This window comes from Methylomicrobium lacus, from assembly GCF_041897535.1.
Classification (GTDB): domain Bacteria; phylum Pseudomonadota; class Gammaproteobacteria; order Methylococcales; family Methylomonadaceae; genus Methylomicrobium; species Methylomicrobium lacus_A.
The window spans coordinates 942,599-962,610 of the sequence record NZ_CP169217.1; the positions used below are offsets into that span (position 1 = coordinate 942,599).

Genomic DNA, 20,012 nt, shown 5'->3' on the forward strand with positions numbered 1-20,012 from the left:
AACCATTGTTTTGGTATAGCATTCTTCTTAAAGGGCTAACGCAATGTAAGGTGAGAAATCTATCTATTCGCATATAGCACCTTCTTAGAACGCTGCGTCAGCTGATTTATAAGGTTTAAATAATCGTATTTCTTCGTATCCCAGCTATGCTGATAAGCAAATGTTAGTGCTCGAGAAGCAAGTTGATTATTCAGTTCACGGTTGAAATATGCATCAAGCATTACCCGCGCCAAATCATTAACATCGCCGGCTTTAAAAAATCTTAGCAAGGTCTCGTTAAAGTAGTATTGATCAACACGAGTGCCTGCAACAACGACCGGAAGACCAAGTGCCATAAATTCGAGTATTTTTGTGCTGAAGGCGTCGCCGCCAAACGAGTCATTTCTTTTGGGAACAATGCCTAAGTCCGCATTTGCCATCACAACAGCAATGTTTCTAAGCGGCAAAGGAGAGCGTAAAAACACTTTATCAGATAATTGCAGATCCACTATTTGTTTCTGGAGCTCTGATTTTGCGCTGCCTTCGCCATAAATGTGAAGCTCAATATTGGGTGCTTTTTCTTTAGCAATAGCAAAGGCATTAATGGCAATATCCAAGCCTTGATGCCAATTCAGCGTACCTGGATAAATCATGATGAACTGACTGTGAGTCTTCCCTGTGTTAAGGTCTGAATTAAAAATTGAAAGATCCGGATAGTTAATAAATGAAGAGCACTTATCTTTTGGTACTGATCGAGCTGTTATTTTTTCAAGCCAGAGGTCATTTGCAATGATCACATGATCGGCAAAGGCAGCTGATAGCTTCTCTACAAATTTAAGAACTAAAAACACTAGTGAATCTTGCCCCACCTTGAATTTAGCTGAATAAAACTCTGGAACAATATCGTGTATATCGAGAATGACTTTTGCCCCAAGCAATTTGGGGACAAAAGCAGCAAAAACTTCGAAATCCGGTACAGAATGCACATGGATAATATCGTAAGGTTCTTTCAAATGCCGACGTGTAATCTCCATCATTGAGTGGAAAAAAAACTTTAAAATTCGTGCGAGATAGCTAAATTTTCTACTTTCGTTCTTTACCCGCCGTTGAATACGCAGCACCTTAACTCCATTGACGAGCTCCTCTTCAGGTTGCATATCTCTCCTGAGCACGATCGCTTCGACAATGCAACCTTCTTGCACCAGTGTTTCTGCATATCTCATGACTCGACCATCGGTTTCATAAAAAGTATAGGCTAGCATGCAGGCCTTGAGCGGCAACTTGTTATTAAACTTTAAATTATTATCATTCATGCACTTATACTTTCTTTCATAATACTTATATTGGTTATGCCACATAAGAATAAACCCGGCATGACCACTAAATTAACCCATGTTTTATTTATAAAATATTGATCGTCAAATTGGTTATTACTTTATTTTTAATATAATTTTAGTTTTTTCATTGCCTAAAATAACCACATTATTGGAACTGACTCTGGAGCCATGACTCAAAGCAGTCTATTATCAAAACAGAGGGCGATAAGCATACAGCCCTCAAATTTATACAGTTTCTGACGCCTAGCCGTATTGATATGTTGGAAGCGGCTGCCTTGATTTATTTAGAACCAAACCCAACAAGTTTGTCTCCTCTAAAATGTACATTGACTGTTGAAGTTCATCAGAAGTATTTTTTCCATCCTCTATAACAAGTAGAGTTGCATCGGCATGGGACATCAACAACAACGCATTGTCGGCCGCAAAAAGGGGAGGCAGATCGAAAATAATAATCCCGGATTCATAGCGAGTTTTGATCTCTTTAATCAGATTAAGCATTTTTCGGGACGAGGCTAATTCCGAAGAATTCTTGTCGGAATTTCTTCCGGGCAAAACAGCTAGTCGCTCAATGCCAGTATTGATACACGTATCATATAATGATAGATCTCTCGTCAAACAATCAATAAGCCCGAGATCATATTGGAGGCCAAAATATTGACCCACACTTGGGCGACTAAGGTCAGCATCGACAATCAGAACGTTCTGATCCTCTTCCATTGCTATCGCAATTGCGAGATTTACGGATATAAATGTTTTTCCTGCGTCGGGCGTCGCGCTTGTGATGGCAAAGCTGTTCCAGTTATTATGCCGAAGCTGCTTGAGAACATTCGTCCGAAGTACACGAAATATATCCGCCCGTGGATCGTTTTCGAGTCCCATAATAACCCGGTTATTACGCAGCACATTCGGATCAATAATGCCCGTTTGAGTTTTGATGTATTTGATCGAGCCAAAGCGCTGTTTCTGAGTGCTATTAATCATTGATCACTCTCCAGGAGGTAGACAAAGGCATGCTTATCACCCTATTTCATTTTTCGTAAGTTTTATTCATGCTTGCTTTAATCCAAGAAAGGTGAAGCTCATTAAAACGACGGCCAGCATGAAGAAAGCAAGGGCAGTACAGACGATTATTTTTTTCATTTGGCGTTGCTTTACAAGCTGTTCCTCCAATTCGGAAGGAGACTCAATGTAGGGAACGACAACCAGCGGCATAAGACCCGTGGCTTCGCGAATTGCCCGGTATCCTCTAATTCCTGGCTCAAGGAATTCGACAAGAAATGCGACACCAAGGCCTGCGATGATTCCCATAAAAAAACCGCCAATAGCTACTTTTCTTCTAATCGCTTTTTCTGGTTTTATAGGAATGACAGGTTGTTCTATGAGGGTAAGGGTTTGCCCCTGCTGCTGTTGTTCCAACGTTTGAGCCAGCTTGGCATCCTGCCATTTTTCTTTGAGTTGAGTGTATTTCTTAATAATGTTATCTCGCTCCCTTATCATATCAGTATACACCATTTCAACTTGTGGAGCCTGCAATAGTATATTATGTAAATTTTCAATCTTCGCTTGCAAATAGTCCTTCTTTTGAATTAATGACACGAGCTCCGATTGACTGCTTTTATATTGTGCCTCTACATTAAGGTAAGCCGGATTCGTGGAATGTATGCTCTCTACTTGCTGTTGTAATTGTGCTGGCGTACTTTTCAATCGTTGTTCCAGCCTATTGATTTGATTTTTACGCGCAGCTATATCTGGATGATTGCTGGAATAGGTTTTTTCCAGCAATTTAAGTTCGCTCCTGGCTTTTGCCAACTGTTTATGGATATCCCCCTCGACTGGTTGTTCTTCAAAAGTAGGATCCAAAGCCTTTAGCTCACGTTTTAGGCGAATCAATGACGGATGAGAAGGAGAATAAATACCGGAATAATGAAGATATTTTGCTCGCAAGTCTTCTTTATTTTGTGGTGTGTTATCATTAAATGTGGTGGGTAGTTCTTTTTGAGCTATAGCCAACTCCGCAGATAAAAAAGCGATTCTTTCTTTAGTAGTGCGTATTTGACTATCGGTGTCCCTCAGTTCGTTCTCTGCTCGGTCTATCGCTGCCTGATTGCCTTCCACCTGCTCCGGCAAACTGAAATTATGCTGCTCCTTGTATTTTGCGATTTTACTGTCTATTTCCTGAAGCTCTCGGTTGAGCTTGTCCGATTCCTCCGTAAGAAAAGCGGTGGCTTTTATCGCACGTTTAGCCCGGCCCTTATCATTTTGCTCAATGAATAGAGAGGCAAGCTTACTTGCTATCTCTTGAGCCTTAGTTGGTTCGCTATCACTAAATGAAAGATCAAAGGCAATCGCGGCCATTCCGGAATGAGCCTGAGGTGCTATTTGGGGTGCTATTGAAGAGGTGGTCAGCTCAACTTCAGTGCGGTCCCTGAACAACTCCGCTAATTCATGCTCTGTATAGCCATCTTTAATATCCTTATAAAGTTCATTCGATTCAATAATAGGAAGTACATTATCGGTCGTAAGAACTCTTTGATATATCGATTCAATTTGCTCCTCTCCAAATTGAGAATCCGAAGAATCAATATAATTTGCTGGAATAGGCGCTTCGAGCAACATCGTCGCCGTTGAACGATATACTTTGGGTAGATTATACGCAACGATTACAGCGACTAACGTGACCAGTAACCAGGTCACTATAATGTAGTACCTACGCCGTTTTATAAGGTCAAGGTAATCGGCTAGTGTTTTAGTGTTTTGTTCCATAGCCCCACCTAATGGCAATCTTATTCATTTAACATAACAACGCGCAAGGCTTCATGAAGCGACTCTACTACCTGATCTTGCTGCTCAAAACTCATTTGCGGAAACAATGGCAGGATAAGAGTTTGGTCCTGTGATTCTTCGCTGTGCCTAAGGCATTGACAAATTCCCGCAGTACATGAGCAGCCCTTTATTCTACCGGTGCAGGACCATGTATCCCTAGGATAAGCTTCCTCCCGATGTGAGCACATTATCCCCCGGCGGGTCGCCACACCTTCATCCAGCATCGACTGCATAACCTGCCGCTGGTCTGATCCTCTAGGTAGACGAACGCTAAAGCTTTGCCAGGTGCTGCGCGCCCAGTCCGGTTCCACCGGTAAACCTAGGCCTGGTATTTCTGAGAGAAGTGTCTTATAGCGGGCCGCCAAATCTCTACGTTTCTTGACAATATCTGGAAGCCGTTTGAGCTGTTCCCTACCCACGGCAGCCTGGATATCTGTCATGCGAAAATTGAAACCCACGATCGGATAGGACTCGTAAATCACTTGGCTCGCTCCATGCCGCACAGTATCAGGGACACTCATGCCATGTTGCCGCAATAGCCTGAATTTAGCATCCCATTCCGCGTTTGCAGTTGTGATCATTCCGCCATCGCCGGTACTAATCACCTTGCGCGGATGAAACGAAAAGCACGCCACATCGGCTTGCGGTTTGCCGATTTTCTCCCATTGCCCGTGCCAAAAAATTTCGCTGCCGATGGCGCAAGCGGCATCCTCAACGACAGGAAGTGAGTGGCGGCGTGCTATTTCCAGGATCGCGGCAAGATCGCAGGGCATTCCGATCTGATGCACACATAAAATGGCCCGTGTACGATCAGTCACTGCGCTTTCGATCAGTTTGGGATCGATATTGAGCGTATCGGGATCGATATCAACAAACACCGGTTTAGCTCCACAATAGCGGATCGAGTTAGCGGTGGCGATATAGGAATGACTGACGGTAATGACTTCGTCTCCAGGCTGTACGCCGACCGCAAGCAGGGCCAAATGCAAGGCCGTGGTGCAACTGGATACCGCGCAGGCGTACGGAGCACCTACATACTCCGCAAACTCCTTTTCGAACGCCGCAACTTCCGGCCCCTGGCTGGTCCAGCCGCTTAAAATAACCCGCCGCGCCGCCTCCGCCTCATTTTCGCCCAGCATCGGTTTGGTAATAGGAATCATGCTTCCACCTCCACTTTTTTATTCATTTGCCACCACTCAACCAGCTGTGAAAGTCCTTCTTCCAGACCAATCTGCGCTTTAAAACCCAGCATTCTTTCGGCCTTGGAGGTGTCGGCAAGGCGACGCGACACCGGATTCACCGTACGCTCCGGGCCGTATTCCGGCTGCAAATCGGAGCCCATTACCTTTAGCAACGCCGCAGCCAGGTCGTTGAGGCTGGTCTCGAAGCCGCTGGCGACATTGAAAACCTCATCACTCAAATCCGATTGCAAGGCCAGGATATTGGATCGAGCGACGTCTTCGATATAGACAAAATCCATGGTTTGGGCTCCATCTCCGAGAATCAGTGGCGGCTGACCGGCAGCGATGCGTTCCATCCAGCGGATCAATACCTCGGTATATTTGCCATAAATATCCATGCGGGGGCCGTAAACGTTAAAATATCGCAGCATCACATAGGGAACCCCGTACATTTCATTGAACGAACGCAATAACCCTTCCAGCATAACTTTGCTGGCACCATACCACGTGCGGTTGTTGTAAGGATGATGATCTTCACGGGTAGGAAAATGATCGGCCAGTCCATAGATCGACGCCGAGGATGCCGCGATTACTTTTTTTACATTGGCAGCCTGCGCAGCTTCCACTACATTAAAACTACCGTCACACATGATCTCCATCGCCTCCCGCGGCTGGCCAGCACAGGCGGTGATGCGCAGGGCTGCCATATGAATCACCGCGTCCATACCCTGCATTGCGCTATGAACGGCCTCTTTGTTCCGAATATCGTCGCGTACCAGCCTCACTCGAGGATCTTTCAAAGCTTTTTCAACATTGGCCAGTGTACCTCGGCTTAAATTATCGAAAATGACAATGCTTGCAGGTGAATAATTCCGCAATAACAAATCAACGGTTGTGGAACCGATCAGACCGCAGCCGCCTGTGACCAATATATTCGAATCCTTAATATCCATTAATGCATTTACCTTTTGCTATTGTTGTCATTATTTAAAAAATACCGACGCTAACACGTTAAGCGGCACTACTAAAAAGACCATGTTACGTGATTCATACTATTCGAATGTACGTAAATGCGATCTCAACTCACGTCCCTTACAAAATCTTAACTCCCTTAATCTAATCAGAATGGAAGATAGATCCATCAGATTATTTAATTATATTATAAGACTCTCTCGATTACTCTTTTGTTCCTAACTCTCGGGCTGGATTACCTACAACCCTAGTGTAGGCTCCAACGCTATTAATGACGTTACTGCCAAGACCCACTAGAGCCCCCCTTCCGACGCGTATACCATTCATAAGGCTTGTGCCGCTGCCGATGTAACAGTTCTCTTCGACGACAGTATTGCCTGCAATGGTCACGTTGGAGCCAATGAGGCTCCAATCACCTATCATCACATCATGATGGAGCACCGTATTTGGAAGAATACAGGTGTGTGATCCGATGTGGGCGTTACTTGTAACGATGACTCCCGCCATGATTAATACATTAGTGCCAATTGAGGCCAAGGATGATACTCTGGCAGCCGGATGGACCACCCTGGCAAACCGTTCCTCGGCAATACCTAAACCTTGAATGATATCCTTTCGAGATCGATAGGAATTAGGACCGCCTGGAACAGCTAAAACGCACGCTTCGGGAAATTGTGCGAATGCCCCCCTATCGAAAACGGGATATCCGTTTGGATCGATCCCTATCTTCTGGGGGGTGTCATCCACAAAACCAATAAACCGGTAAGCGCTGCCAATACAATCCAATGCCTCGATACCGTTGCCGTTGTAAGGAAAGATTAACATTGGCTGCGCTTCTTGCATGTCATTAACCTTATTCTGTTAGGCGTAATCAACTGCCGACTTATTCGCGAGCATCGCGACAGCCTCGCTAACTTCTTTACATTGATCCAGCGTTAATTCGGCAAACATAGGGAGAGAAAGCACTTCGTCGGCCGCCTTCTCTGAATGAGGAAAATCTCCTCTTTTATAGCCAAGATCGGCATAAGCAGGCAGAAGATGTACAGGAATCGGATAATGAATTCCGGTCTGGATGCCTTTGGCCTGAAGGGCTTGTTGCCATTCACTTCGCTGCCGGGTACGAATGGCATAGATGTGATAAACATGCCGGGCATAGGCCATTGCCTCCGGCGTTGATACTCCGCTACCGGACAACAGTTCATTGTAATGAGCCGCAGCCGTTCGCCGTGCTTCGGTCCAGACTTCCAGATGACGCAGTTTGACTCTGAGAATAGCACCCTGAATCCCCTCCAGGCGATAGTTGTAACCTTTGAGTACATGCTGGTATTTCTGCTCTGCGCCCCAGTCACGCAGCATACGGATAGTACGGGTATATTCGGCATTGTTGGTAACTACCATACCACCTTCGCCATATGCCCCTAGATTCTTACCCGGGTAAAAACTAAAGCACCCCATATCACCTAAACTGCCTACACGCCGCCCCTTATATTCACCGCCGTGAGCTTGAGCTGCATCCTCAATCACGACCAGACCTCGACGTTTGGCGATTTCCAAGATAGGGTCCATGTCTGCCGACTGCCCATAAAGGTGCACGGGAATGATCGCTTTGGTTTTTTCGGTGATAGCGGCTTCAATCGCTTTTACATCGATCGTGAAGGTGCGCGGATCAATATCGACAAACACGGGCTTAGCACCGGTATAGTAAATCGCCGCTACGGTCGCCACAAATGTGAATGGAACAGTGATCACCTCATCCTTGGGGCCGATTCCGGCCGCGAGTAAGGCTAGATGCAAAGCACTGGTTCCCGTGTTCACGCCAATTCCGAATTGGGACTGACAATAGCTGGCGAATTCCTCCTCAAACGCCGCCACTTCACTTCCCAAAGTAAACTGGCAAGTTTCCAGCACGTTCTGGATGGCCGAATTGACTTCATCCTTAATACCCATATATTGGGCTTTGAGATCGACAAACGGGATCATGCGACTCTCCTGCCTTGATACATAAATTTTCCGTTGACTTCGACGGATCGGCCCCGCTCCTTCATCGAGCGGGTCGACGCTTCGATTAATTCGACTACCCTAAGACCTAGAGAACCGTTGGTCAGCGGGGATTTGCCGTTTTCGATACAATCAACGAAATGTTCCCCTTCAACACGCAAGGCCTCTGTAGCATCTAGCCGCGGCGCCCACATGTCCCCGGTACGGTAACCCACTCGCATCTGATAAATCTGCTGCGGATCGTCGGTAAAATTGATGCCCTTGTCATAAACCTTGATCTTTTCACTCGGCTCCAGATCATCGTAAGTAATCATCTTCTTACTGCCGCCAACGAGAATTTGCCGCATCTTTACCGGCGCCAGCCAGTTCACATTGATATGAGCAACCATTCCTGAATTGTAGAACAATGTAAGATACGACAGGTTTTCCGGTGTCCCAGGAAAATGGTTGGTACCCACTGCGGAAACCGCTAACGGCTGCTCTCCCAATAAATAGTCTAGAATAGAGAAATCGTGCACAGCCAAGTCGGAGATGACGCTGACATCGCGCTGGAACAAACCGAGATTGACCCGTGTTGAGTCATAATAAAAGACGTTCCCAAAATCATCTCCCTTTATGATTTCCGCCATTTTGCGTACGGCTCCCGTGTAAATGAACGTATGATCGACGATCAACACACGCCCTTGTTTCTCAGCTTCGTCAACCAGTTGGCGTGCCTGCTGGGACGTTTCCGTCATCGGCTTTTCGAGCCACAAATGCTTCCCCGCCTTGAGAACCACCATGCCTAACTCGAAATGTGTGCTGACCGGTGTCGCCACGGCAATGGCGTCGAGAGACGAGTCCTCAACCAGATCCATAAAGCGCGTTGTCGTTTTTACCCCCGGGTAACGTTTCTGAACGATATCAAGTTTCTTTTGATCCAGATCCGCCACGCCAGCCACTGAAAGCCCCGGTGTTTCGGCAAAATTTCTTACCAGATTGGGTCCCCAATAACCATATCCAATAACGCCTATTCTAATCATGACCGCACTCCTTTATTTTAGATGGAAAAAGTTCCATTGTTCGAATATTTATAAAAACACGCTAATTTCCATAAGACCGTAAATCACCGTGTGTGAGGACAATCTCTAAAGACCTTCGCATTCAAATAAAATTTGGTCGGCTGCCGCACTAAAAGGTCTAACCAAAATTTGTCATAGACTCGTATTCCTTCCCCCGCGTGCGCGCATCTCCAACGACTCGGGCAGGGACGCCGGCAACGATGGCATAATCTGGCACATCACGGGTAACTACGGCTCCGGCTCCAATCAACGCCCCTTCTCCGATAGTGATGCCGCAGAGGATGGTCGCATTGCTGCCGATAGAGGCACCAGCCTTAACCCGGGTTTTAATGACTCGCCAATCCTCCTCTGTTTGCAGACCGCCGTCCGGATTAACCGCCCTTGGATAAATATCATTGGTGAACATGACGCCATGGCCTATAAAAACGCCATCCTCGATATCTACACCTTCGCAGATAAAAGTGTGGCTAGATATTTTGCAGCGAGCCCCCACCGATGCGCCTTTTTGTATCTCGACGAACGTACCAATTCTGGAGCCCTCTCCAATTGTACAACCGTAGAGATTAACGAGCTGAGGGTGGTATATGGCGACCCCTTCGCCTAACACTACATTCTCTTTAATCATTGTTTTTCCTCTAAGTTATTATGATATTGTTGCCATAACTCCAATGAAAAATCACCCGCAATCCAAGCTCATTGGTATGACACCCGTACTGCAACCCAATCTAACGAGAAATCACGGGCATTGGCTCCCGTAGATGAGGCTACGTCGATAATACGTACGCGGAAGCTGGTATTCAACAAATCACTTATATTCCAGGTTGTACGCCCCCAGAGATCGGCAGCACCGCCCAGAACATAGGTCGCCTCTGTCGTGGTCAGGGTCGCTGTGCTTTTTGCCGCCGTCCACGTAGTACCGCCATCCCAAGAGAGCTGCACGCACATATTTGGAGTATTGGCGGTACTATCGACCTTGGCATCCAGACGCACTTCGATGCCCTTGATGGCTGCTCCGACCGGCAAGCTGATACCGTAGTTGTAATAGACGTGTTTATCCTTCCCAGTACCGGTACACGAGGTGCCTGTGCCGGTACCGCTGTTCGTATCCACAGCGAAGCCGCCGCCGAGGAGAAGCGGGTCACCGTCTGCATAGGCGTTAGTTGGATTTGTCTGGAACCCATTGTTATCTCCAGCACTACTGGTAACCGGCGCGTTGGCGGTCGGACTCATGAAGCCGGTGCTGGTAACAGTATTCGCGATAGTAATGCTAAGGACTTTACTTACGGTTTGGGGAGTAGGAGTGGTGGAATCGCTCACCTGAACCGTGAAGTTGAAAGTACCCGTAGCTGTGGGCGTTCCGCTAATTACGCCAGTAGAGGTATTCAAGGTCAGGCCACTTGGCAGCGAACCACCAGCGGTGATGGACCAGGTGTACGGCAAGGTGCCGCCGCTCGCCGCCAATGTCGCCGAGTATGCCGTGTTCACTATACCGCCAGGCAGTGAAGCGGTCGTGATGCCGAGGGGCGCGGACTGTACGGTTAGCGTGGAGTTTGCAGGAGGGACACCGTTTAGCGTCGCCGTTATGATGCTGGTACCGGTGCCCACCCCCGTCGCCAGCCCAGCGGCGTTGATGGTCGCTACTAACGGTGACGCAGAGGTCCACGCCACTAGACTGGTAAGGTTCTGCGTTGAACTATCCGAGTAGGTTCCCGTGGCCGTGAACTGCTGGGTCGCACCGACATTAATAGCCGAATTCATGGGTGTCACTGCGATGGATGTCAGCGTCGGCGGGGGCACAGGGGTACCCGGTACAACCTCGACGGCGGTGAGATTCCACCGATCCGCGGTCGGTGCGGTATCGTTGATAGTTGCCACTGTCCCGGCCACTGCTACCGCATTGCTCAACCGCTGCACCCAGAAGGTGTCGCCCGCCCCCGTATCCACCCATTGGTGGACCATCGTTTGACCCGTCCCCAAGGTACGTGCGACTGCGCCGTCCCAGTCGTTACCGACCCCGAATACCCAGGCATTCGCCGCGGTGGTCGTGAGCGATACGCTGGGCGCACCAGAGGCGGCATTGGCCCCGTTACTGACCCCGACTCCGCTGGCCCCCGTCAAGGCCACAACGGTAAGCGACTGGTCATAGTTTGCTTGCAACGGTACGGACTGCACGGTCGCGTTCGACAAGGCGGAAGTGGCGAATGCGCGCCACACCTCCGAAGTGCCCGCGCGTGTGTTCGTCCGCCATACCAGCGTCCACGTCAAACCGGCGCCGCTGACCGTCGCCGTCTGTCCACCCGAAGTATTTGGCCCATCCGAAGCCACGAACGCCAGCAGCAGTTCATTGGCTCCCGCGGTGTTGAATGCAGGCGTCGTGACGGTGCCCCGGGCATCCCGGAAAACGACTCCTGCCCCCCCGCCTACGACCGTGTCTATGGCAATGCCTGCGGCGACGGGTTGCACGGTAATGCCCAAGACCTTACTCGCGGTTTGGGCAGTAGGAGTGCTGGTATCGCTCACCTGGACCGTGAAGTTCGAGGTCCCGGCCGTGGTGGGCGTCCCGCTGATGACGCCGCTACTAGGATTCAGAGTCAACCCGGCGGGCAGCGGCAATGAACCGCTAGCGAGAGACCAAGTGTACGGCGTAATGCCGCCGCTGGCCGCCAAGCTCGCCGAGTATGCCTGCCCTACCGTACCATTCGCTAGCGAGGGCGTGGTGATCGCGAGCGGGGCGGATTGGACCGTCAGGACAGTACTCCCGGTAACGCCGCTAAGCGTCGCCGTGATGTTGCTGGTGCCGGCGCTGACTCCCGTGGCGAGTCCTGTTGCATTGATCGATGCCACCGTCGGAGTTGCAGAAGTCCAAGTCACCTGACTGGTGAGATTCAGGGCTCCCCCGCCCGAGTAATTGCCGGTGGCCGTGAATTGCGATGTTGCGCCTATGGCAATCGTCGGATTCGCCGGGGTCACGGTGATCGACTGCAGCGTCCCGCCTTGAACGGTCAGGACGGTGCTGCCGTTGACGCTCCCCAGCGTAGCCGAGATCGTGCTGGTGCCGGTGCTTAGCCCCGAGGCAAGTCCCGATGCATTGATCGTTGCCACCGCCGGGGTCGCAGAAGTCCACGTCACCTGACTGGTGATGTTCTGCGTTGCCCCCCCCACGTAGGCCCCCGTAGCAGTGAACTGCTGGGTCGTCCCCCCCGGAATTGCCGGGTTCGCCGGGGTTACCGTTATCGTCTGCAGCGCCGGACCGATAGTCACGCTGACGCCGAAGGCGGGAGTTTCCAGATTGCCGCTGTCGTCGACCGCGCGGCTCTTGAGAGTGACAGTACCCGCTACGCTCGTCGTCCAGCTGTAGCTCCAGTTGCCACGGCCCGTGGCCGGATGCCAAGTTTTCCCCCCATCCACAGAGACTTCCACCCCTCCGACTACACCACCGGTGTCAGTCGCTGTGCCGCTGATCGTGATCTGGCTGCCCAGTGCGAAATTGGCACCCGCCGTCGGCGCGGTGATCGTCGAAGTCGGTGGAGTGGCGTCGGTCGAAGCTGTGGCCGCGACGAGACCAGACTGCAACGAGCCGGGCTGGACGCCCATGTCGGCGAACAGGTTCACCGTCGCCTGCTGCATACTCACATCCGTAGCCGAACCCAAAGTTCTACGGTCGTGGGTGGAGTCGAGTCCCCAAGACCACTGGTAGCTGCCGGTCGAAAACACCAGCGCGCTGAGCGCGGGGTTTGGGTTTAAGTGCCGGTATAGCGTCACCTTGTTTGTAGGAGTAGTACCATTGGGTGGCGCTCCGAAAATGCTTCCATAGCCGCTGTCGACCGCGTAAAGCGTGGACGTCGAGATCGGATTGTTGGAGGCCCCGAACAGACCTGCGGGCCGGGAGCCGTTGTCGTCATCAACATCGACCTCGGCACCTAAAGTCCCCGGTGCCAGCGTTGCCGTCTGGCCAACACCCAGACTCGCCACGCTGGTGTTGCGCCATAAGCGCATCTTGCCGTCCTCGGCCGGGACCTTGAAAGTATCTTGATATGGACCATTGATTCGGAAGAACGTGCCGCTAAGTGCATTTTCGGGATTGCCCCCGTCGATAGCAGTTCCCGCTTGTTTGCCTCGCGGGTCACGCCACGTTCCGGTCCATATAGTGGTCGGATCGGGATTATTCGGATAGTCGTGCGTCTCCTTGTAACAGACCAAGGTGCGGTATGCCGTTCCCGATCCATCAATACTGTTTTCCCAGCGCGTTTTCCAAAAAATCGCGTTGCCGCTGAACAGGGCCAGATTGACGCCGACGTTTCGGGCCGCCTCCACATTGTCCCGTTGAGCGCCAGACCAATACTCATCATGGCCGTTGGTCAAATAGATCTTGTGATTCTTGATCTGCGCGCCGTTACGATCGGCATCGACACCAGTAAAATACGAGACATCGTAACCATTGGCCTCCAGCCATCTGACCATGGGATATTCCCCGTTGAACAACCAGGTCTCCGTCTCGGCAACCCGCGTGTTGAACGGCCGGTTGTAGCTCACCTTATAGGCGCGGCCATTAGCACTACCACCGGTACCCGGCCCTGTGCCCGTGTACAAGCTATTGCCACCTTGACTATTGTAGGCCTGCCAGGTGGTGTCAGCGGTCTGGAACAGAATCTGTGACGTGCTGCTGTCGTCCCGGACGATGAAGACGATATGGCTTGCACCCCCGGTGTCGCTGCGCACGGCCCGGGCGAAATAAATGCCTGATGTTACGTTGGCCGGTACGGACCAGGACGCCGACGGCGCCCAGTTGCCGCAATCGATGAGACCCGTCGCATCAGTCAGGCAGGCCGGCTGACTTTGCGCCGGCAGGGAGGGTACGGTGGCGACCAAGCGGGCACCATTACCGCCGTAATAGCCCATACGATAGATATCGAGCCGGTAAGCCGCCGAGGACGTGATCTTGAAATTAACCGTGCCCCCCTTATTGACGCTGATATCGGTGGCGAAACCCTGGATCGTGGAGTCACCAGCACCACTCACATCCCAGACGCTTTGCGGCTGGACTCCCGTAGTCTGGCAGTTCTCCGCCACGATAGGATTGGGCGGGGAGGCGCATCCGCCGGAGCCAGTTGTGATGGTAATGCTCAGAGGCTTGGTGACCGATACGGCCGGAACGGCCGAGTCGGTCACCTGAACCGTGAAGTTCGAGGTGCCGGCCGTAGTGGGTGTCCCGGTAATCGCGCCTGTGCCGGGATTCAGGCTCAGACCGTTGGGTAAGGTGCCGCTCGTGAGAGACCATGTGTACGGCGGGGTGCCACCGCTCGCCGCCAAGCTCGCCGAGTACGCCAGCCCCACCGCGCCGCCCGGCAGCGAAGTCGTGGTGACGGCTAGCGACGCCGCCGCGCCGGCGTTGAAGACCACGTCCACCCAATAATTGGAGCTGTTGAAGGTCTGGGCCGGAAATGCGCTGGTCGTACCGTAGGTATACACGCCATTGCCACCCGTTATCCCACCGCTGGCTAGCAAATGCAGAGGTGGAGCATCGACACCTGCACCGGAAAAGTAGTTCAAGTCGGCGCTGTAGTGCCCGTTGTTGGCATGGTAAGAGGCTACGTACACCGTGTTGGCAGTGATAGACACCGGGCTCGGGAAGCTCACCTGCTGCCAGCCGGATGCGGTCTCGCCGCTGAAGATGGCCGTCGCCAGCCGTGTGCCGGTGCTGCACGCAGTATCGGTGCAACTCCATAGGTTCCCCACATGCTCGCCCGTATTGGTGCTCGCTTTGTAGAAACGGATGCCGGTGATAGCGCCAGCAGCATCGGACCTAAACTTCACGCCCAACTCCACTGGGCTGTCCGCACCGCCATCGACCTGGCCGGGCACAGTCGCGCTGGACCAAACGCTAACATTCGTCGCCGCGGCGATGGTAATACTCAGCGGCTTGGCCTCCGTCGCCGAGGGATTGGCGGAATCGCTGACCTGGACCGTGAAGTTAGCCGTTCCAGCAGACGTAGGCGTTCCTATGATAGCGCCAGTGTTGGGGGCTAAGCTCAGGCCCGGCGGCAGCGCACCGCTGGTAATCGACCAGGTGTACGGCAGTGTGCCGCCTGTCGCCGCCAACGTCGCCGTATAGGGGATCGCCACCGTCCCGCCAGGCAGCGAAGTCGTCGTAATCGAGAGCGGCGTAGCTTGGTAAGTCGCTGTGTAGGTGCCAGCTGCCGCACTAAAAAAGGCATATTCCACTCCCTTGATAGTCTTGATAGTGTCTGTCGTAACCGGGATGGGGCCGGAGGGGCCATTGAGACTAGCCAGGTTGCCGGTAGCGGAGGAGTGCATTGGCAGCATAGCCTGTAGTAGCCCACCGGCACCCGTTCCGGGCGTAACCGTGAAAGTCAGATGGGTGCCGTCCCAGGCCAGCGATCCAAAAGAAGAATTGTCACGCCCATCCAACCAATTCATCATCTGAACGCTGGAAACAATCGGCACTCCGCGCGCGAGGGCTGAATCAACGGCGTCAAGAGCTATGGTATTGGAAGCTGTATGATCATCTGGTGCTAGAGTCGAGAAGTCTGTATGCGCATTGATGGTATAGGCGCCATAGTATTCCTGAACTCCCACAGCCTTATCCAACAAGGCATCCACAGTGAACGGATAGACCTGGCCCGACTCGTCGGTCATGTGGGTTACGGCTTGGTAGACATCGATTAGATTGCCGCTGAGATCGGCAAAACGCATCGGCATCGCCGAACTAGTGAAGTTGCCCGGGCGGTTATTGACCCAAGCGGGCGGCCAGAAGTAATAGTCCGCATCGAAACGGATCGCATGAGCCTTCTGTATAGTCGCGCCGGTCACCCAATCGCTCCACGCAATACAATGGTGGCGCATGGTTTTTGGGACGAGGAGGGGACTGGTGTATTTAGTGGTGAATTCACTAATCTGCTGGCTGTAAATCGTCTCAAGATTCTGAGGATCGCCGGAAATTAGGTTGTAATCCCCGCAAGCAGTATTGATGTGCAAGCCCACCTCGAAACCATCTGCGGTATAGGCCAAAGCTTGGTCGTTGGTCAACAGGGTACTTGGGTAGATATACGAGGTACCCCGCACGCATTCCCAGTTAGCCACCGAACAACCTACGGGATCCTTCGCCTTAAACTGGTCGAAGCGGCCGGCAGTGCCGCCGTTTCCGTGGTCGTCGCCGGTCATGATGAGGGCTGCTTTCAGGATACCGAAGGCCCCAGGGGTTGAGGGGACCGGTTTACCGTGAGGAAAATACCAGAAGCGGGGCAATGGCTTCTTGCCGTGATTCATCTCGAGAATCAGGTTGGCAAGCAATCTTTGCTGCTCGTCCGCCTGAGGGATTGCCGCCTTATTCAAATCAACCCAGTCCGGTTGCGGATCAAATGAAGCGTCGCCATAGTATTTGTCGTCAGAACGTATGAGGGTAGCTGGGGTGATATCTATGTCACGATCCTGTGTAGCCCATAAGGGATTGCCCTGGCGTGCGTAGACGATGGATTTCGCCAGATCATAGGTGAACGCTGCGGCTTTTCCGCCTGCGGTCCCGACACTTCGCAAAGTCACGGCCGGGTTCGATGTGGCCGTGGTAGCATTACTGAATAATGTGGCGATAGCGGTAGCGCCGTTTAGCGTGTAACGATCGGCCGTGCCGTGAAACTGCACGGTTTCTCCAACAATGCCCTTGCCTGGAGATACGGACGTGTTGACAAGCAGATAGCCATTTTCTAAGGGAGTCGTCGCAGCATCCGTCAATCCGAGGAGTCCGGCCAACTGTTTGTCGGGCTTCATCGCAATCAGGTTGCCGCCTGGTTTGCCAGCTGGTCCTGCGTTGGTGACCCAATCGGTGATCATGGTTACCTGGACGGAGGTCAATGTCATCGGGGCCAGAATGACGACGTCGTAGGCGTTCAATGTGGTCGTAGTAACCGTCGAAATATCGGCGGCTACCACAAATTCGTTGAAGCCTTCGGTCCGCAGAATCTCCGTGTAATACGCGCTGAAATTGGGATTGCTGGGTACTCCGGGCGTGCTGGATGTGATGAGCAGAATCGGCCCTTCTAGCTGCGCAGGCGGGATGTCGGCTATAGCGGGAGAAATCACCCAATTTAATAGTTGATTAATGATAGAACTAAGGTTTGTATTGCTTGGCTTTGCACTTTTGTTTGACTGTGCAACATAATGCGATGCATTCAGCCTACCTGAATTCGGGCTCATCGCCAGAGAAAGTGCCTCTGAAATGCTGGATTGTGGGTCTACCGTAGATGACGCTGGTACAACTATCGTATTGACTTCTGTGCCGGTATCCGTATTGAACTCGGAAATCTCACTGTTTTCACTAGCAGCATGCAGGTCGCCATCCGGACTAAAAGCTAGTGCATTGATGGAGGCCGGCGGCCCAGCTATTTGCTTCTGCAATTGGCCGGTTGCTGTATCCCATACCAACATTTTGGTACCATCTCCGGCGCTGACTAATTTTTTTCCATCCGGACTGAAAGCTACAGTTCTTACACCGCCCTGATTCCCGTTAAGAGTTTTGATCTGCTCGCCGCTCGATAAATCCCAGAGAATAACCGTACTATCCGCGCTTGCACTGGCTAAGAGGGCTCCATCAGGACTGAAAGCAACAGCATTAACCTGATCCGAGTGACCGAGTAATGCCCGTAGTTTTTTGCCTGCCTTTACATCCCACAGGATGATATTCCCTTCGGCGCCAGCGCTAGCCAAAAACTGACCATCAGGACTGAACGAAAGTCCATTGACAAAATCCACGTGACCCGTAAAAATCATGCTTAATTTGTTGGTCTCTGCGTCATAGAGGAACACTTTTGTGTCCTCGCCAGCGGTTGCGATAAACCGACCATCAGGACTTACTGCTACGGTGTGTATTGGTTGTTCGGGTCCGTAAAATGTATTGAGATTTTTACCTGTATCGTCCCAAATTTTTATTTCCGTATCTATACCTACACTGACCCATCCTTTTGTTTTCCCTCGGAATGAAATACCCGTAATAGTTCTTCCGTGATGTCCCGATACTTTCCAGCGTTGGCTACCGTTTTTGTTTAAAATCCGGACCGTACCATCCTCTCCACCTACACCGATTTCCAAGCCATCCTGACTTATAGCTAGCGCTCTGATCCCCTTCCAATTTTGTGCCCTCCGTTTCTTGCTCGTTCCAGCATTATCTTTGCCAACGATTTGACTGCTTCCGTCAGGTTGCGCTGCAACAACCGTATTTGGAACATTCAATTGTGACGAAATATTAGAAGCAGCCTTCGGGGCAATTAGCGCTTGTGAGTCCGCTATGGGTGCACTGAGAGCTGTTGGAATTTGAAATACTTGCTGCACCACACCCGTCAATAAATCCCAAACGAATAGCCCTCCATCCTTTCCAATGGCCGCCAAGGAAGGTTGTTTCGAATTGAAAGCGGCTTTGATGATTACATCGGACGGTCCGACGAGAAGCTTTTTCAATTCACCCGTAGGAACATCAAACAGACTGATGAGGGAATCTTCGCCAATACTCGCCAGGAGCCCCCCGTCAGGACTGTAAAATAACTGGGTAACAGATGAACCGCTCTCAGCTGGATGTTCATAGACCAACTCGCCTGTCACTGGATTCCATAACATAACTTTAGGATCGTTTCCGCCGCTGCCAGTAGCCAGAGTCTTGCTATCCGGACTAAATGCTACCTCGGTGATTTCCGCCTTAGTATCTAGAATACGTTTTACTGCGGCAGAATTTAGATCCAGCAACGTAATCAGGCCATCCTGGCCAACACTCGCCAAGACATTGCTATCTGGACTGAATTCAAATTCATTAACAAATGCATCGACTCGAACATCTGCATACAACGCTCCGCTTACTGCGTCCCACAGCTTGATATGTGAATTCACTCCATTATTTGCACTAACCAAATATTTCCCATCAGGACTGAATGTTATTTGATCGACAGTTACATCTTGTTCGGCCTTAATCGACTTTGAAAAACCCGTCTTCAAATTCCATAGCAAAATTTCGTTTTCCAAGGTAACACCAGCAAGATGCTCGCCGTCAGAACTAAATGCAACCTGCACAATAGCGGAGTTTGTATTGACGAGTGGAATCGAAAGTTGCTCTTGGCCTGACCCGATATCCCATAACTTGATCGAATCTTTACCGACACTGGCCAATATTTTTCCATCGGCTCGAAAAGCAATTCCAGTAACCAAGTTTGCAGGCTGGTTCTGAAGAGTTGTAGGGGCTAAACCGGAGGTTACATTCCATAAGGTAATGAGTCCGTCGGCATCTACATTGGCCAAAATATCGCCATCCGGACTAAACGCGACGAGGTTGCGTTCATTACGGGAGAAATCCATAATGGATGACTCAACTAGTTGATTTGCACTTGCAGCTTTTACGGGCCTCGCAATGTCCATAGACAGCGTAAAAGTAACCCAAACAAAAATCGTAAGGATCATGCCTGTTAAGTAGTGATTTTTTTTGTTCATATTTTTTCGCCTTCTTCACTTAATTCGAGTCTGGTTACTCAAAATTCAGTGATTTTCGGAGAAGCTATGCTTCAAATTTTAGAAACTGCGCATTCTTAGGCAAGATCAAGAATTGCATACTTTAAAACCAAGGAGAATCCATTCTGCGCGAAGATAAATATACGAATAACGTCATT

The 20,012-nt window shown here is 50.9% G+C and carries 10 protein-coding genes; all 10 read right to left on the reverse strand.

The window, feature by feature from the left end; all coding sequences use genetic code 11:
• Nucleotides 1–59: 59 nt before the first annotated feature.
• On the reverse strand, nucleotides 60–1,292 hold the full coding sequence (locus ACEPPP_RS04145; protein ID WP_374089784.1) for a glycosyltransferase family 4 protein: 1,233 nt from the start codon (nucleotides 1,290–1,292) through the stop codon (nucleotides 60–62).
• A gap of 267 nt (nucleotides 1,293–1,559) precedes the next feature.
• A complete protein-coding gene (locus ACEPPP_RS04150) occupies nucleotides 1,560–2,297 on the reverse strand; it encodes a CpsD/CapB family tyrosine-protein kinase (protein ID WP_374089785.1) in 738 nt (245 codons plus the stop codon).
• A gap of 66 nt (nucleotides 2,298–2,363) precedes the next feature.
• Nucleotides 2,364–4,079 (reverse strand): GumC family protein, encoded by a 1,716-nt coding sequence (locus ACEPPP_RS04155; RefSeq protein WP_374089786.1) that lies wholly within the window; start codon nucleotides 4,077–4,079, stop codon nucleotides 2,364–2,366.
• A gap of 20 nt (nucleotides 4,080–4,099) precedes the next feature.
• Nucleotides 4,100–5,299, reverse strand: a complete 1,200-nt coding sequence (locus tag ACEPPP_RS04160) for a DegT/DnrJ/EryC1/StrS family aminotransferase (protein ID WP_374089787.1) — start codon at nucleotides 5,297–5,299, stop codon at nucleotides 4,100–4,102.
• Nucleotides 5,296–6,273, reverse strand: coding sequence for an NAD-dependent epimerase/dehydratase family protein (locus ACEPPP_RS04165; RefSeq protein WP_374089788.1), 978 nt, complete (start codon nucleotides 6,271–6,273; stop codon nucleotides 5,296–5,298). Before ACEPPP_RS04165 ends, ACEPPP_RS04160 begins: the two co-directional genes overlap by 4 nt.
• A 223-nt stretch (nucleotides 6,274–6,496) precedes the next feature.
• Nucleotides 6,497–7,135, reverse strand: a complete 639-nt coding sequence (locus ACEPPP_RS04170; protein WP_374089789.1) for a DapH/DapD/GlmU-related protein — start codon at nucleotides 7,133–7,135, stop codon at nucleotides 6,497–6,499.
• 18 nt (nucleotides 7,136–7,153) lie between these two features.
• Complete coding sequence (locus ACEPPP_RS04175; RefSeq protein ID WP_374089790.1) at nucleotides 7,154–8,272, reverse strand: DegT/DnrJ/EryC1/StrS family aminotransferase; 1,119 nt, start codon at nucleotides 8,270–8,272, stop codon at nucleotides 7,154–7,156.
• A complete protein-coding gene (locus ACEPPP_RS04180) occupies nucleotides 8,269–9,312 on the reverse strand; it encodes a Gfo/Idh/MocA family protein (RefSeq protein WP_374089791.1) in 1,044 nt (347 codons plus the stop codon). Before ACEPPP_RS04180 ends, ACEPPP_RS04175 begins: the two co-directional genes overlap by 4 nt.
• 157 nt (nucleotides 9,313–9,469) lie before the next feature.
• The gene (locus tag ACEPPP_RS04185; RefSeq protein WP_374089792.1) at nucleotides 9,470–9,976 is read right to left on the reverse strand and encodes an acyltransferase; all 507 of its coding nucleotides are present in this window, start codon (nucleotides 9,974–9,976) and stop codon (nucleotides 9,470–9,472) included.
• Nucleotides 9,977–10,044: 68 nt separating this feature from the next.
• The gene (locus tag ACEPPP_RS04190; protein ID WP_374089793.1) at nucleotides 10,045–19,836 is read right to left on the reverse strand and encodes a N,N-dimethylformamidase beta subunit family domain-containing protein; all 9,792 of its coding nucleotides are present in this window, start codon (nucleotides 19,834–19,836) and stop codon (nucleotides 10,045–10,047) included.
• Nucleotides 19,837–20,012 lie beyond the last annotated feature (176 nt).